Here is a 13,379-nt window from a genome sequence, read left to right as displayed (position 1 = left end):
GAACGCGTCTCCCTCCCCCGCAGAGGGGGGAGGGCTCGTGTTTCCCGTGAGCTAGTACACGTCCTGCTGGTAGCGGTGGCTGCGCTCCAGAGCCGCGACCTGCGCCTCGGCGTCGGTGGCGCTGAGGCCCTTCGTGGTCTGGTAGGCTCCCACCACGGCGGCGCGCACGTCCTTGGCCATGGCCTTGGCGTCGCCGCAGACATAGAGATGGGCGCCCCCGTCCAGCCAGGAGACCAACTCCTGCGCGTGCTGGGTGATCCGGTCCTGGACGTAGACCTTCTCCGGCTGGTCCCGCGAGAAGGCCACGTCGATCTTGGTGAGCGACCCGTCCTCCAGGGCATCCTGCCACTCGAGCTGGTACAGGAAGTCGTGGGTGAAGTGCCGGTCGCCGAAGAACAGCCACGACCGCCCGGGCGCCTCGACGGCCCGGCGCTCCTGCACGAAGGCGCGGAACGGCGCGACGCCGGTGCCCGGCCCGACCATGATGATGTCGGTGGCCGGATCCTGCGGCAGGCGGAAATGCCGGTTCGGCTTGAGCCGCACCCGCAGCTTGGCGCCGTCGCGGATCCGGTCGGCCACGTGGACCGAGGCGACCCCTGAGCGCGCCCGGCCGTGGGTCTCGTAGCGCACCGCCGCGATGGCGAGGTGGACCTCGTCGCCCACCTCCCTGCGCGAGGAGGCGATCGAGTAGGCCCGCGGCGGCAGCGGCCGGGTGATGGTGCCGATGTGCTCGGCCGTGAGCTTCGCCGGGTAGGTCTCCAGCAGGTCGATCAGGTGCCGGCCCTCGATCCAGGCCTTGGCCTCGCCGCTGTCGATGAGCGTCTGCGCGTCCGCGTGGCCGGTGGCCTTCACGAAGCGCTCGATCGTCGCGGCCGAGAGCGTGGTGATATCCCGCTCGGCGAGCAGCGCCTTGCGGAGGGCCTCGTCGCCCGAGAGCCCGGCGGCGTTGAGGATCTCGTCCACCAGTTGCGGGTCGTTCTCGGGGAAGATCTCCAGCGAATCGCCCGGCTCGTAGGCCGGCGCACCGTCCTCGAAGGCCAGCGCGAGGTGGATCGTCTCCTTGTCGGAGCGCGAGGAGTTGAGGTTCACGTGCTCCACGACCTCGACCACCACGGGCTCGCGGCTCGGCTCCGCGTCGTCGTCCTCACCGGTGCCGGCGCGGGCGAAATCCACCGCCACGACGTTGTCGGACTGCTCCGCCGGGGCGAGCGCCTTCAGCGCGCCCTTGATCCAGTCGGCGGCGGGCTTCTCGAAGTCGAGGTCGAGGTCGGCCCGCTCGGCGGCGCGCTTGGCCCCCAGCGCCTCGAAGCGCGCGTCGAGCGCCTTCCCGATGGCGCAGAATTCCGCGTAGGAGGTGTCGCCGAGCGACAGGACCGCGAACTCGACGCCGTCCAGGCGCGGGGCGCCCTCCCCCATCAACTCGCCGTAGGCCCGCACCGCCCGGGCCGGCGGCTCGCCCTCGCCCCAGGTGGCCGCGATGGCGATCAGCTTGCCGGCCTTCGGCAGGGTCGCGATGTCGAGGTCGGCGAAGTCGACGACCTTCGGCTTGAAGCCCTGCTTGCGCGCGAGTTTCGCGACGTTGCCGGCAAGCGCCTCAGAATTCCCCGACTCGCTCGCGTAGATCACGGTCAGCGGCGCCGCGGCCTTGGGCGGGGCGGCAGGCACCGCGGCGGGCTGGCCGCCCGCGGCGTCGAGGCCCGCCAGGAAGCCGGCAAGCCAGGCGCGCTGCGTGGGGCTCGCGGCGCCGAGCACCGCGTCGAGGCTGGCGCGCTCGCCGTCCCCGAACGGGGCGGTGCGCGGGAGGAGATTCTGGCGGGACATCACGGGACCATGTCGGGGCCGGCGCGGCCGGTGTCAATCAGGAAACGTTCGTTTTGCAGAACGGGCGGAGTTTAGGACATCACATTCGCTGCGCTGCGGAAAAAGAGAACATCATTCTCCAACCACGGCGAGGACGGGGGCCGTCCCCGGCAGGTGCCGCCCGTTCTTCGGGGGCGCCGGCAGCGGCAGGGCCGTGGTGGATTTCACCTTCTCCATCGCGAAGCGGGAGGTGACGTTCTTGAGCGGCAGCACCGCGATGAGGTGCTTGTAGAAGCTGTCATAGGCCTGCATGTCGGCGACGACGACCCGCAGCATGTAGTCCACGTCGCCGGCCATCCGGTAGAACTCGAGCACCTCCGGCATCGCCGAGACGGTTGCGGCGAAGCGCTGCAGCCACTCCTGGGAATGGTCGGCCGTCTCGATGGAGACGAACACGGTCAGCCCGAGGCCGAGCTTAACCGGATCAAGCACCGCCACCCGGCGGTCGATGACCCCGTCGGCCTCCAGCTTCTGGATGCGCTTCCAGCACGGGGTCTGCGACAGGCCCACGCGCTCGCCGATCGCCGCGATGGAGAGCGTGGCGTCCGTCTGCAGCAGGGCGAGAATCTTCAGATCGATCGCGTCCAAAGCTGTCTCCGTGGGCTTGCGCCGCCCGCGAGGCGCGAGCGCATATACGTGTCTACCGGCACCGGTGAGAAGAATCTTTTACCTCAGGCCTAGGCTGCCCGCGCCGGAAGCTGTGCGCAACCGCACGCCGAACCGCCGGTCCGACCCGGTCAAGGGCGCCGGGGCGCCTTGACTTCGTTCGGTATAGCGAACATTTCGACCGTTCGACAACAGGCGCGGCGCTGGCCGTGGCCTTTCCACCACGCGAACCCCGGGACATGGCGCGATGACCCGTCCGGACCGACAGGCGGCCGACTCCCTCGCGGAGCGGCTGTCCGGGCTCAACCTTCCAGGCCGCCTCCACCTGATCGCTGCCGAGATCCCCGGCCGCCTCGTCTTCACGACGAGCCTCGGGGTCGAGGACCAGGCGCTCACCCACGCCCTGGCCATGGCCAAGCTCGCCAAGGGGCTCGCCGACGGGCGCGTCGAGATCGTCACCCTCGATACCGGCCGCCTCTTCGCCGAGACCTACGACACCTGGACCGAGACCGAATCGGCCTACGGCATCCGAATCGCCGCCTACGCGCCCGAGCGCGGGGCCGCGGAGGATTTCGTCCGGACCGAGGGCATCAACGGCTTCCGGCGGTCGGTCGCCGCGCGCCAGGCCTGCTGCGGCTTCCGCAAGGTCGAGCCGCTGGGCCGCGCGCTCGCCGGCGCGAGCGGCTGGCTCACCGGCCTGCGGGCCGGCCAGTCGGCCAACCGCGCCGCGACGCCGCTCGCAGCCTTCGACGCGGAGCGCGGCCTGATCAAGCTGAACCCGCTGGCCGACTGGTCGCGCGAGCAGGTCGACCGCTTCGTGCGCGACAATTTCGTGCCCTACAACGTCCTGCACGATCGCGGCTTCCCGTCGATCGGCTGCGCCCCCTGCACCCGGGCCGTGAAGCTCGGCGAGCCCGAGCGGGCCGGCCGCTGGTGGTGGGAGCAGGAAGACAAGAAGGAATGCGGCCTGCACGTCGGACGCCCCGGGGCTTCCGTGCAGCCGGGCCAGGAGCCCGCCGTCCTCGAGGCCGCCGCCTTCGAGCCTCCTTTCGAGACTACCCCGAATCAGACAGCCCGCCAGCCGGAGTTCGCCCGATGAGCGCCGCCCTCGCCGCCGCCGTGCCGCCGAGCGCCCCCACGTCCGCACAGACCGCCGACCGCCTCAGCCATCTCAAGCGGCTGGAGGCCGAGGCCATCCACATCTTCCGGGAGACGGTCGCAGAGACCGAGAACCCGGTGATGCTCTACTCGATCGGCAAGGATTCCTCGGTGCTGCTGCACCTCGCCCTCAAGGCCTTCGCGCCCGGGCGGCTGCCGTTCCCGCTGCTCCACGTCGACACCACGTGGAAGTTCCGCGAGATGATCGCCTTCCGCGACGCCCGCGCCAAGGAACTCGGCCTCGACCTGCTGATCCACACCAATCCGGACGGGCTCGCCCGCGGGATCGGGCCGGTGAGCCACGGCTCCGAGGTGCACACCGACGTGATGAAGACGCAGGCCCTGCGGCAGGCGCTCGACAAGCACAAGTTCGACGCGGCCTTCGGCGGCGCCCGCCGCGACGAGGAGGCGAGCCGCGCCAAGGAGCGGATCATCTCGCTCCGGACCGCGCAACACCGCTGGGACCCGAAGCGCCAGCGTGCCGAGCCCTGGCACCTGTACAATCTCAAGAAGAAGCGCGGCGAGTCCCTGCGGGTCTTCCCCCTGTCGAACTGGACCGAGCTCGACATCTGGCTCTACATCGAGCAGGAAAACATTCCGATCGTACCGCTCTACTTCGCCAAGGAGCGGCCGGTGGTGGAGCGCGAGGGCCAGCTCATCATGGTCGACGACGAGCGGCTGCCGCTCGCCCCCGGCGAGACCCCGCAGCAGCGCCTCGTCCGCTTCCGGACGCTCGGCTGCTACCCGCTCACCGGCGCGGTGGAGAGCGACGCGGCCAGCCTTCCCGAGATCATCGGCGAGACTCTGGCGGCGCGCACCTCGGAGCGCCAGGGCCGGGTGATCGACAAGGACGGGGCCGGCGCCATGGAGCGCAAGAAGCAGGAGGGCTATTTCTGATGACGCTCCACCAGGCTCCCACGGCCTTCACCGACCGGGCCTCCGGCTACGCGGCGTTCCTGACCGCCCACCGCAACAAGGCGGTGCTGCGCTTCATCGCCTGCGGCTCGGTGGATGACGGCAAGTCGACCCTGATCGGGCGGCTCCTGCACGACACCAAGCAGATCTTCGACGACCAGATCTCGGCGCTCCAGCGCGACTCGCGCAAGCACGGCACGCAGGGGCAGGAGGTGGATCTGGCGCTGCTGGTGGACGGCCTCCAGGCCGAGCGCGAGCAGGGCATCACCATCGACGTCGCCTACCGGTTCTTCTCCACCGACAAGCGCTCCTTCATCGTGGCCGACACCCCCGGCCACGAGCAGTACACCCGCAACATGGCCACCGGCGCCTCGACGGCGGACGTGGCGGTGATCCTGGTCGATGCGCGCCAGGGCCTGACCCGCCAGACGCGGCGCCACGCGCTGCTCGTGTCGAATCTCGGGATCCGCCGGGTCGTGCTGGCGGTGAACAAGATGGACCTCGCCGGCTGGTCGCAGGGCACCTTCGACGGCATCGTGGCGGGGTTCTCGGACTTTGCCCGCGGGCTGAATTTCTCCGAGGTCAAGGCGATTCCGCTCTCGGCCAAGAACGGCGACAACGTCGTGGAGCCGGGCATCGCGGCGCCCTGGTACACGGGCGGCCCCCTGCTCGGCTACCTCGAGACCGTGCCGGTCCGCGCGGAGGCGCTCAACGCGCCGTTCCGCATGGCGGTGCAGTGGGTCAACCGGCCCAATTCCGAGTTCCGCGGCTACAGCGGCCGGATCGCCAGCGGCCGGGTGCGGCCGGGCGACTCGGTGACGGTCCAGCCCTCCGGCCGGACCTCCACGGTGGCGCGGATCTACACCGCCGACGGCGACCTGCCCGAGGCCGGCGAGGACGAGTCGGTGACCCTCGTGCTCGCCGACCAGATCGACGCCTCCCGCGGTCAGGTGATCGTGTCGACCGACGCGCCGATGCGGGTCACCGAGACCCTCGACGCGCGCCTGTTCTGGGCGGCCGAGACCGATCTGAGCCCGGGGGCCAGCCTGCTCGCCAAGATCGGCACCGCCACGGTCACCGCGACCGTGGAGCGGATCGTCTCGCGGATCGATCCGGAGACCGGCCGGCCCGGCCCGGCCGAGCGCCTGTCGGCGAACGACATCGCCGACGTGAGCCTGCGCCTCGACCGGGCGGTGGCGGTGGATTCCTACGCGGAGAACCGCGAGACCGGCAGCCTGATCCTGATCGACCGCGAGACCACCGACACGGCGGCCCTCGGGCTGGTCCTGGCGCCGGAGGCGGAGCGCGTGAAGGCGCAATCCGCCGCGAAGCCTGCTGAAGGGTCCGGGTTCCTCGCCCGCCTCGGTCGCCTGTTCGGGCGCTGAGGACGGTCGGGCGCACGACGCGCGCCCTCCTTCTCCCATCTGGGTTACGACATTCACACATCGCTAGCTGAGGCGCGCTCTCCTCCCCCTTGTGGGGAGGAGTTGGAGGTGGGGGTGACGGAGAAGGCACCTTTGCGCTCGATCCTGAACCACCCCCACCCCTGGCCCCTCCCCACAAGGGGGAGGAGAAAAGCGCTCCTATTTTCAGAGCTTTGGTGTCAGTCCCAGACGTGTGAGTCCCCTAGCCCACACGGGAGAGGGGCCGGTCGCGCCCCATCATCAGCTTCAGCGTTCAGCAGCGATGGGTGAACATTGGGGCCGGCACAGGAGCGGAAACGATCGCGCGCCGCGCCCGTGATTGCGCAGCGGACCGCGCCGTCACGCAACCCGATCAGACCAGCCTGAAGCGCAGCTCACCCAGCCCTTCCAGCTCGGACACGACCTCGTCGCCGGGCTTCAGCCACGCCCGGTCCTTGCGCGGGATCTTCTCGCCGAAGATCACCCCCTGCGGCGTGCCCGTGTAGAAGATGTCCCCCGGCCGGATCGTCATCACCTTCGAGGCGAAGCTGATGAGCTGGCGGCAGTTGAAGATCATGTCGTTGGTGCTCCAGTCCTGGCGCACCTGGCCGTTGACCAGCGTCTTGAGCTTGAGGTTGTTCGGGTCCTTCACCCGGTCAGCGGTAACGAGGTAGGGCCCCAGCGGCGCGAACCCGTCCGAGGTCTTCCCGATCATGAACTGCGAGGTCAGCGTCTGGAGGTCCCGGGCGCTGAAATCGTTGCCCGTGCAGTAGCCGGCGAGATAGTCGAGGGCGTCCGCCTCGGACACGTTCCGGCATTCCCGGCCGAACACCAGCACCAGCTCGGTCTCGTAGTCGAATTCCCGCGCCGCCTGGGTCGGCAGCGTGATCGTGCCGCCGTGATGGTTCAGGGCGTTGTTGTACTTGTTGAACAGCGGCGGGTCCTTGGGGATCGGCGTGCCGGTCTCCTCCGCGTGGTGGCGGTAGTTGAAGCCCATCATGATGATCTTCTCGGGCCGCGTGACCACCGGGCCGTAGGCGATGCCGGATTCCTCCAGCATGAAGCGCCCGTCGGGGGCGGCCTCGACCGCGTCGATCAGCGCCCGCAGCGCCGGGCCGCGGCCGTTCTGCAGCAGGTCGTCCATGTCGGCGGGGACCGGTATCCCGAGGGCCCGGCCGGCGGCGGCGACGTCGAGCACGCCGTCCTTCGTCTTCACGCCCAGGCTGTAGGCGTCGCCGCTGCGCATGTTGAGGAGCACCATGTCCCGCGGCATGCCGAACGGCGGGGGAGCCCCGGCCGGCGCGGTCTTGGGCGCGGTCTCGGGCGCCGCCGTCCGCTCCTCGGCGGCCCGGGCCGGTGCCGCCGCGGCGGCGAGCCCCGCGGCCGTGGCGGTCAGGAATTCGCGTCGGTTGCCCATGCTGCCTCTCCTCCGGTCGGCCCGTCTGGTCACGGGCGTGATCCGGGCGGGAGCCTGCACGGCCGGCGGCGCCGCCGCCAGGACCCGCGGCGGGTGCCGGGTGACGGCTCAGGCCGCCTGTGAAGCGGCGCCGAGCCCCCAGACCTGCGCCAGGAGTCCGTAGGACTCGTGCCGCGCCGCCTGGTCGGGGATGGCCGAGACGATCATCAGCTCGTCGGCCTGCGTGCGCGCCACCATGTCTGCGAGCCGGGCCCGCAGGGTTTCCGGCCCGCCCACGTGCAGGCGGTCGCGGCCGCGCGCGATCTGCATCCGCTCAGCCTCGGAATACGGGTAGGCCAGCGCCTCGGCGAGGCTCGGCAGCGGCCGGTACTCGCCCCGCTCCCGCCGCAGCGTCGCCAGGCGTGCGCTCGCGGCCAGCCGCTCGGCCTCCGCATCCGTGGCGGCGCAGATCGCCGCCACCGCCAGGATCGCGTGGGGCTTCGCGCCGAGCCGCGTCGGCCGGAACCGGTGCCGGTAGTCCAGCATCGGCGCATCGGCCGGCATGCCGGAGAAATGCTGCGCGAACCCGAAGCCGCAGCCGATCTCGGCGGCGAGCCCGGCGCTGTAGTCGGAGGAGCCGAGCAGGAAGATCGGCGGCAGCGGCACCCCCGCGGGGCTTGCCTCGATCCGCGCGAAGGGGTGTCCCTCCGGGAAGCCGCCGTCCCAGAACAGCAGCTCCTGCAGGCGGTCGAGGAAGTCATCGCCCTGGCCGCCCTCCCCCGGTGCCTCCCGGCGGCGCAGCGCCCGCGCGGTGAGGCCGTCCGTGCCGGGGGCGCGCCCGAGGCCCAGGTCGATCCGGCCCGGGAACAGGGCCTCCAGCACCCGGAAGCGCTCGGCCACCATCAGCGGTGGGTGGTTCGGCAGCATGATCCCGCCGGAACCGACCCGGAGGGTCCGGGTCGCGGCGGCGATCTGGCCGATCATGATCTCGGGCGCCGGGCTCGCCACGTTGGGCAGGGCGTGGTGCTCGGCGAGCCAGTAGCGCCGGTAGCCGAGGCCGTCGACGTGGCGGGCGAGCGCCAGGGTGTCGTGCAGCGCCTGCGCCGGCGTCGAGTCGGCGCTGACGAAGGAGAGGTCGAGGACGGAGAGCGGAGTCATCGTCGGGATCTGGTATCGCCGGTCCCGCAAAGCGAGGGCGGCCGCGCAGGAGAGACCTGCGCGGCGCGCCGGGCGCGAACTTCTGTGGCGCGCCGCACACCGCCTTGCCGGCTCCGCATCCCGGGCCTAGGGTCCGCCGCGCCGCAAAACGAGCGGCGCCCGACCTCGACAATCCGGAGCACCGCACGCCATGGCTCTCCTCGCCGACGTCCTCTCGCGGGTGAAGCCGTCCGCGACCATCGTGATGACCCAGAAGGCCCGGGACCTGAAGGCCTCCGGCGTCGACGTCATCAGCCTGTCGGTCGGCGAGCCGGATTTCGACACGCCCGAGCACATCAAGCAGGCCGCGATCGAGGCGATCCACCGCAACGAGACCCGCTACCCGCCGGTCTCCGGCATCGTGCCGCTGCGCGAGGCGATCGTGCGCAAGTTCAAGCGCGAGAACGGGCTCGACTACAAGGTTTCGCAGACCATCGTGGGCACCGGCGGCAAGCAGGTCCTGTACAACGCGTTCCTGGCCACCCTGAATCCCGGCGACGAGGTGGTCATCCCGCGCCCCTACTGGGTGTCCTACCCGGAGATGGTCGGACTGTGCGGCGGCACCCCGGTCTTCGCCGACACCGACATGGACCACGGCTTCAAGCTCCAGGCCGAGGAACTCGACCGGGTGCTGACCCCGAAGACCAAGTGGATCGTCCTCAACTCGCCCTCGAACCCGTCGGGCGCCGCCTATTCCCGCGCCGAGATGAAGGCGCTCACCGACGTGCTGCTCCGCTATCCGGACGTGCACATCCTCACCGACGACATCTACGAGCACCTGACCTACGGCGACTTCGAATTCGTCACCCCGGCCCAGGTCGAGCCGCAACTCCTGGAGCGGACGCTGACCATGAACGGCGTCTCGAAGGGCTACGCCATGACCGGCTGGCGCATCGGCTACGCGGCCGGGCCGGAGAAGCTCATCAAGGCGATGGACTTCGTCCAGGGCCAGCAGACTTCCGGGGCGAGCACGATCGCGCAATGGGCGGCGGTCGCCGCCCTCGACGGCCCGCAGGACCACCTCGCCACGTTCCGCGCGGCCTTCCAGGAGCGGCGCGACCTCGTCGTGTCGATGCTCAACCAGACCAACGGCCTGACCTGCCCGACGCCGGAGGGCGCGTTCTACGTCTACCCGTCCTGCGCGGCGCTGATCGGCAAGAAGACGGAAGGCGGCAAGACGATCGAGACCGACGAGGACTTCGTCATGGAGCTGCTCCAGGCCGAGGGCGTGGCGGCGGTCCACGGCTCGGCCTTCGGGCTCGGCCCGAACCTGCGCATCTCCTACGCGACGTCCAACGCGGTTCTGGAAGAGGCCTGCCGGCGGATCCAGCGGTTCTGCGGCTCGCTGCGGTAAGACTGAGAGCCTGCTTCGGTCATCCCGCGGAGCGTCTCCACGCCTGCGGGATCAAGCGTGCGGAACCAGATCGCCCCGTCAGTCGGCGAGGCCGAGCACGATGGCGAGCATCCGGTTCAAGGCTGTGAGGGTATCGCGTTCAAGCCGGCCGATGCGGGTGCCGCATTTCGCCCGCGGCAGGGCAATGATCTTGTCGACCATGATCTGCGAGGTGCTTCGCAACCCGTTAGCTGGAGTCGGCTCGACGGTAAGCCTGAAAAGCGGTGCCTCGCGCAATGTGCTCGTGACGAGGCAGACGAGGGTGCTGTCGGTCCCAGCCAACCAGTCGGATTGAACGACGATTGCGGGACGCGGCTTGCCGTAGGCTCCCGGCGGCGAGACGGTGACGATGTCACCACGCGTCACTGTTCGGGCCAGTCGAACGCTGATTCGATGAAGTTCAGAGCTTCGGCTTCCTCGGCAGCTCCCTTCAGAAGGGCGGCTTGCCGGGCGGCCTCCTCCTTGAACCCGGACCGCGATGGATCTGGAACCCAGAGGCGCAGCAGCTTCATGCCGTCGCGTCGCGGCGCCCGATGATAGCGGGGGGCATTCGAGGAGCCTGCTCTTGGCCTAATCTGAGTCATCGCGAGGATCCGATCGTGGCGCACTCTAGGCTCCGCCAAGACCGCTGACTACCATGCCCGGATCGCAGTCCGGGTGAGCATCGTCATGTCCACAATCGCCGTGATCGCGCCCGGCGCCATGGGCAGCGCCCTCGGGGCCCGGCTCGCCGAGCACGGCGCCCGGGTGCTGACCTCCCTCGACGGGCGCGGGGCGGCGAGCCGGGCCCGGGCCGAGGCCGCCGGGATGGTCCATGCCCCGGAGGCCGATCTCGCGGGCGCCGACCTCCTGCTGTCGATCGTGCCGCCCGCCGACGCGGAGGCGTTGGCCCATCGGCTGGCGCCCGCCCTGTCGGCGGCCGCGAGCAAGCCGGTCTACATCGACGCCAACGCCGTCAGTCCGGAGACCGTGAGGCGCATCGGCGGCATCGTCGCGGCCACCGGCACGCCGTTCCTCGACGGCGCGATCCTCGGCCTGCCGCCGAAGCCCGGCACGACGGGACCCCGCGTCTACGTCTCGGGCCCCGATACCGCCCCGGCGATGGTGCTGCGCGACCTCGGCCTCGACCTGCGCGTCTGCCCCGGCGGCACGGGGGCGGCGTCCAGCCTCAAGATGAGCTACGCCGGCCTCAACAAGGGCCTGACGGCGCTGGCCGCCATCATGATCGGCGCGGCGGAGCGCGCCGGCGCCGGCGACGCGCTGCTGGCCGAACTCGCCGAGAACGAGCCGGCGCTCCTCGCCCGGTTGGCCAAGGCCCTGCCCGACATGGCGCCGAAGGCCTATCGCTGGGCCCCCGAGATGGAGGAGATCGCCGCGTTCCTGGGGCCGGACGCGGCGGGGCGGCAGGTCTTCGCCAGCTATGCGGTGCTTTACCGTCGTCTCGCCGCGGAGGCCGGCGAGGCGGACATCGCCGCGCTGATACGCTTCGCCGCGGTCGCCGCGGGGCGCTGATCGCCGCGGGGTGCGGGGAAACGGCTCCGCCTTGGTTGCCGGCTCGGCTGTCACCCTCTACACGGGCTGTCCCCAGCGGCCGATGCGCCTGAAGGTTTCGCGAGCCCGCTCGGGCCTGCATGGTAGCGGGGTCGGCAGTGACGGGGTGGTCCGGACCAGTTCTCTGGGCCGTTCCTGTGAGGCTCAGTGGGCCGAGTTGCTGCAGGAGTGTCGGGCGCGCGGGGAACAGGAACCGCGGATCCGGCGCATGGCCCACATCGATCTCCTTCCGAGATGGATCGATCCGCCGGACCGTGCCTCGACGGGTCGGATGCCCCGTTCCGGGACAGGGCCGGCGGCGGCGGTTGCGGCTTCGTTCACGCTCCCGCGGGATGATGCGGGAAGACCGGGGATCCGGTCCTGCGTAACCGCGTTTTCTCGGGCCTGACGATCATGCGAGCCCTGCTCACCAGCGGCATCAAGGCGATCCTGGCGGTCGCCGCCCTCTCCACCGCGGCGCACTGGGCGCTGCGCGTCCAGCGCGAGGCGGCGCCGGCCGCATCGGTCGCCAGCATCCCCGACCCGGTCGCCACGGGCTCCATCGAGCCGCGCGCGACCGAGCGACCCCTCGCGGCCATCGGCGCGCCTGCATCCGCGATCTCATCCGCGATGCCGTCCGCGATGCCGTCCGCGACATCGTCCCCGCCGCGCGCGGTCGCGGCACCCGGATCGGGGCTCGACCAGTCGCATCTCGCCGCGCTGATCGCGGGGGCGACGCCATCGAAGGCGAAGGTCGCGAAGGCGGCGACGAAGACCGCGTCCGCCGAGAAGATTCCCTCCGCCGAGAAGGCCGTGGCCAGGCGCTGAGCCGCGGGCGCGTGACGCAGCCGGCCGGGAGGCCGTGTCGGCTGCATGGTTCCCCTGCGCGGCGACGGATACCGCCCCGGGAGCGAGCGTGGCAGGACTCTCGGCCTCCACCAGGGTTCGGCAGGCATGACTCCGCAGGTCGCGACGTCCGTCACCGATGACATCGCCCCCGCCCGCGCCGCCGCCGAGGCGGATGCCGCCGGACGCCGGCGGCTCGTCGGCATCGCGCTGATGTGCGGGGCGGTCGCGTTCTTCGCGGGCCTCGATGCCAGCGCCAAGACGCTGGCGCGGGCCGGGGTCGACCCGCTGGTCACCACCTTCATGCGCTACGCCGCGAGCGTCGCGATGATCTCGCTGTTCATCAACCCGGTGCGCACGCCGGGCGTGGTGAAGAGCCGGCGGCTGACGCTCCAGATCGTCCGCTCGCTGCTGCTCTTCGCCTCCACGGCCCTGAACTTCCTGGCCCTGCGCTACCTGCAGATGGCCGAGACGATCTCGATCCAGTTCGCCGCCCCGCTCACGGTGGCGCTGCTGGCGGGACCGCTGCTCGGCGAGTGGTCGTCGCGGGCGCGGCTGGCGGCGATCGGCGTCGGCTTCCTCGGCGTGCTGGTCATCGTGCGCCCGGGCCTGGGCGGGATGCACCCGGCCGCCCTGCTCTGCGTCGCCAACGTCGTGGTCTATGCCTTCTACGCGATCATCACGCGCAAGCTCGCGGCCTACGACTCGACCGCCACGACCATGTTCTACACGGGGCTCGCCGGCCTCGCGCTGATGGCGCCGCTCCTGCCCTGGATCTGGGCCGCTCCGGCGAACCTGACCCACTGGGCCCTGCTCCTCGGCGTCGCGCTGTTCGGGACGCTGGGCCACTGGCTTCTGGTGATGGCCCATGCCCGCGCGCCGGCGAACGTGCTGGCGCCTTTCATCTACACGCAGCTGCTCTGGTCCGTGACCTTCGGCTTCCTGCTGTTCGGCGACCTGCCGAGCCGCTGGACCGTGGCGGGCGCCATGATCGTGGTCGGCTCCGGCCTGTACCTCCTGGCGCAGGAGACCATCCGCCGAGAGGCGCGGCCGGCCGCCTGAGGCGACCGGCCCT

General features: G+C 71.0%; 13 protein-coding genes. 7 read left to right on the top strand and 6 right to left on the bottom strand.

Translation table 11 applies throughout. The features are described 5' to 3' along the window. Window positions 1–51: 51 nt before the first annotated feature. On the bottom strand, window positions 52–1,821 hold the full coding sequence (locus tag ACLBX9_RS17665) for a diflavin oxidoreductase (protein WP_447719864.1): 1,770 nt from the start codon (window positions 1,819–1,821) through the stop codon (window positions 52–54). 111 nt (window positions 1,822–1,932) lie between these two features. Further along, a complete protein-coding gene (locus ACLBX9_RS17660; RefSeq protein ID WP_010686224.1) occupies window positions 1,933–2,448 on the bottom strand; it encodes an Lrp/AsnC family transcriptional regulator in 516 nt (171 codons plus the stop codon). A gap of 265 nt (window positions 2,449–2,713) precedes the next feature. On the opposite strand from ACLBX9_RS17660, the gene ACLBX9_RS17655 reads away from it, so the two are divergent. Genes ACLBX9_RS17655 through cysN form a run of 3 tightly spaced genes read left to right on the top strand, consistent with a single transcriptional unit; the run spans window position 2,714 to window position 5,924 of the window. Continuing rightward, window positions 2,714–3,565 (top strand): phosphoadenylyl-sulfate reductase, encoded by an 852-nt coding sequence (locus ACLBX9_RS17655; RefSeq protein WP_447719863.1) that lies wholly within the window; start codon window positions 2,714–2,716, stop codon window positions 3,563–3,565. Further along, window positions 3,562–4,521 (top strand): sulfate adenylyltransferase subunit CysD, encoded by a 960-nt coding sequence (gene cysD / locus ACLBX9_RS17650; RefSeq protein WP_447719862.1) that lies wholly within the window; start codon window positions 3,562–3,564, stop codon window positions 4,519–4,521. Before ACLBX9_RS17655 ends, cysD begins: the two co-directional genes overlap by 4 nt. Continuing rightward, window positions 4,521–5,924 carry a sulfate adenylyltransferase subunit CysN gene (gene cysN / locus ACLBX9_RS17645; protein WP_447719861.1) on the top strand — a complete coding sequence of 468 codons (1,404 nt, stop codon included), beginning with the start codon at window positions 4,521–4,523 and terminating at the stop codon, window positions 5,922–5,924. The genes cysD and cysN overlap by 1 nt, the downstream gene beginning before the upstream one ends. A gap of 391 nt (window positions 5,925–6,315) precedes the next feature. On the opposite strand, the gene ACLBX9_RS17640 is transcribed toward cysN, so the two are convergent. Together ACLBX9_RS17640 and ACLBX9_RS17635 are read right to left on the bottom strand one after the other, a co-directional pair. After that, on the bottom strand, window positions 6,316–7,359 hold the full coding sequence (locus ACLBX9_RS17640) for a fumarylacetoacetate hydrolase family protein (RefSeq protein WP_447719860.1): 1,044 nt from the start codon (window positions 7,357–7,359) through the stop codon (window positions 6,316–6,318). 108 nt (window positions 7,360–7,467) lie between these two features. Further along, window positions 7,468–8,496: an LLM class flavin-dependent oxidoreductase gene (locus ACLBX9_RS17635; protein WP_447719859.1), complete on the bottom strand. Its 1,029-nt coding sequence runs from the start codon at window positions 8,494–8,496 to the stop codon at window positions 7,468–7,470. 190 nt (window positions 8,497–8,686) lie between these two features. On the opposite strand from ACLBX9_RS17635, the gene ACLBX9_RS17630 reads away from it, so the two are divergent. Then, window positions 8,687–9,889, top strand: coding sequence for a pyridoxal phosphate-dependent aminotransferase (locus tag ACLBX9_RS17630; protein ID WP_447719858.1), 1,203 nt, complete (start codon window positions 8,687–8,689; stop codon window positions 9,887–9,889). Window positions 9,890–9,967: 78 nt separating this feature from the next. Here ACLBX9_RS17630 and ACLBX9_RS17625 read toward each other — a convergent pair whose 3' ends face one another. Both ACLBX9_RS17625 and ACLBX9_RS17620 read right to left on the bottom strand, forming a co-directional pair. Next, the gene (locus ACLBX9_RS17625) at window positions 9,968–10,294 is read right to left on the bottom strand and encodes a type II toxin-antitoxin system PemK/MazF family toxin (protein ID WP_447719857.1); all 327 of its coding nucleotides are present in this window, start codon (window positions 10,292–10,294) and stop codon (window positions 9,968–9,970) included. Next, a complete protein-coding gene (locus tag ACLBX9_RS17620) occupies window positions 10,291–10,512 on the bottom strand; it encodes an antitoxin MazE-like protein (protein ID WP_010686232.1) in 222 nt (73 codons plus the stop codon). Before ACLBX9_RS17620 ends, ACLBX9_RS17625 begins: the two co-directional genes overlap by 4 nt. 85 nt (window positions 10,513–10,597) lie before the next feature. On the opposite strand from ACLBX9_RS17620, the gene ACLBX9_RS17615 reads away from it, so the two are divergent. From ACLBX9_RS17615 to ACLBX9_RS17605, 3 genes are all read left to right on the top strand, one after another. Beyond that, entirely contained in the window at window positions 10,598–11,440 is an 843-nt protein-coding gene (locus ACLBX9_RS17615; protein ID WP_447719856.1) for a DUF1932 domain-containing protein, read from the top strand. A 432-nt stretch (window positions 11,441–11,872) separates the two neighbouring features. Continuing rightward, window positions 11,873–12,286, top strand: coding sequence for a hypothetical protein (locus ACLBX9_RS17610; protein WP_447719855.1), 414 nt, complete (start codon window positions 11,873–11,875; stop codon window positions 12,284–12,286). 126 nt (window positions 12,287–12,412) lie between these two features. After that, window positions 12,413–13,366: a DMT family transporter gene (locus ACLBX9_RS17605; RefSeq protein ID WP_447719854.1), complete on the top strand. Its 954-nt coding sequence runs from the start codon at window positions 12,413–12,415 to the stop codon at window positions 13,364–13,366. Window positions 13,367–13,379: the final 13 nt, after the last annotated feature.

The sequence above is a fragment of the Methylobacterium sp. A49B genome (assembly GCF_053346215.1).
Note: the sequence above shows the minus strand (reverse complement) of the source record. Positions and strands in the feature narration are given on the sequence as shown.

Excerpts from the sequence above, each read along its gene's own strand:
- cysD (WP_447719862.1), top strand. The coding sequence starts at position 3,562 with ATGAGCGCCGCCCTCGCCGCCGCCGTGCCGCCGAGCGCCCCCACGTCC.
- ACLBX9_RS17630 (WP_447719858.1), top strand. The coding sequence starts at position 8,687 with ATGGCTCTCCTCGCCGACGTCCTCTCGCGGGTGAAGCCGTCCGCGACC.
- ACLBX9_RS17665 (WP_447719864.1), bottom strand. The coding sequence starts at position 1,821 with ATGTCCCGCCAGAATCTCCTCCCGCGCACCGCCCCGTTCGGGGACGGC.
- ACLBX9_RS17610 (WP_447719855.1), top strand. The coding sequence starts at position 11,873 with ATGCGAGCCCTGCTCACCAGCGGCATCAAGGCGATCCTGGCGGTCGCC.
- ACLBX9_RS17615 (WP_447719856.1), top strand. The coding sequence starts at position 10,598 with ATGTCCACAATCGCCGTGATCGCGCCCGGCGCCATGGGCAGCGCCCTC.
- cysN (WP_447719861.1), top strand. The coding sequence starts at position 4,521 with ATGACGCTCCACCAGGCTCCCACGGCCTTCACCGACCGGGCCTCCGGC.
- ACLBX9_RS17605 (WP_447719854.1), top strand. The coding sequence starts at position 12,413 with ATGACTCCGCAGGTCGCGACGTCCGTCACCGATGACATCGCCCCCGCC.
- ACLBX9_RS17655 (WP_447719863.1), top strand. The coding sequence starts at position 2,714 with ATGACCCGTCCGGACCGACAGGCGGCCGACTCCCTCGCGGAGCGGCTG.
- ACLBX9_RS17640 (WP_447719860.1), bottom strand. The coding sequence starts at position 7,359 with ATGGGCAACCGACGCGAATTCCTGACCGCCACGGCCGCGGGGCTCGCC.
- ACLBX9_RS17635 (WP_447719859.1), bottom strand. The coding sequence starts at position 8,496 with ATGACTCCGCTCTCCGTCCTCGACCTCTCCTTCGTCAGCGCCGACTCG.
- ACLBX9_RS17620 (WP_010686232.1), bottom strand. The coding sequence starts at position 10,512 with ATGACTCAGATTAGGCCAAGAGCAGGCTCCTCGAATGCCCCCCGCTAT.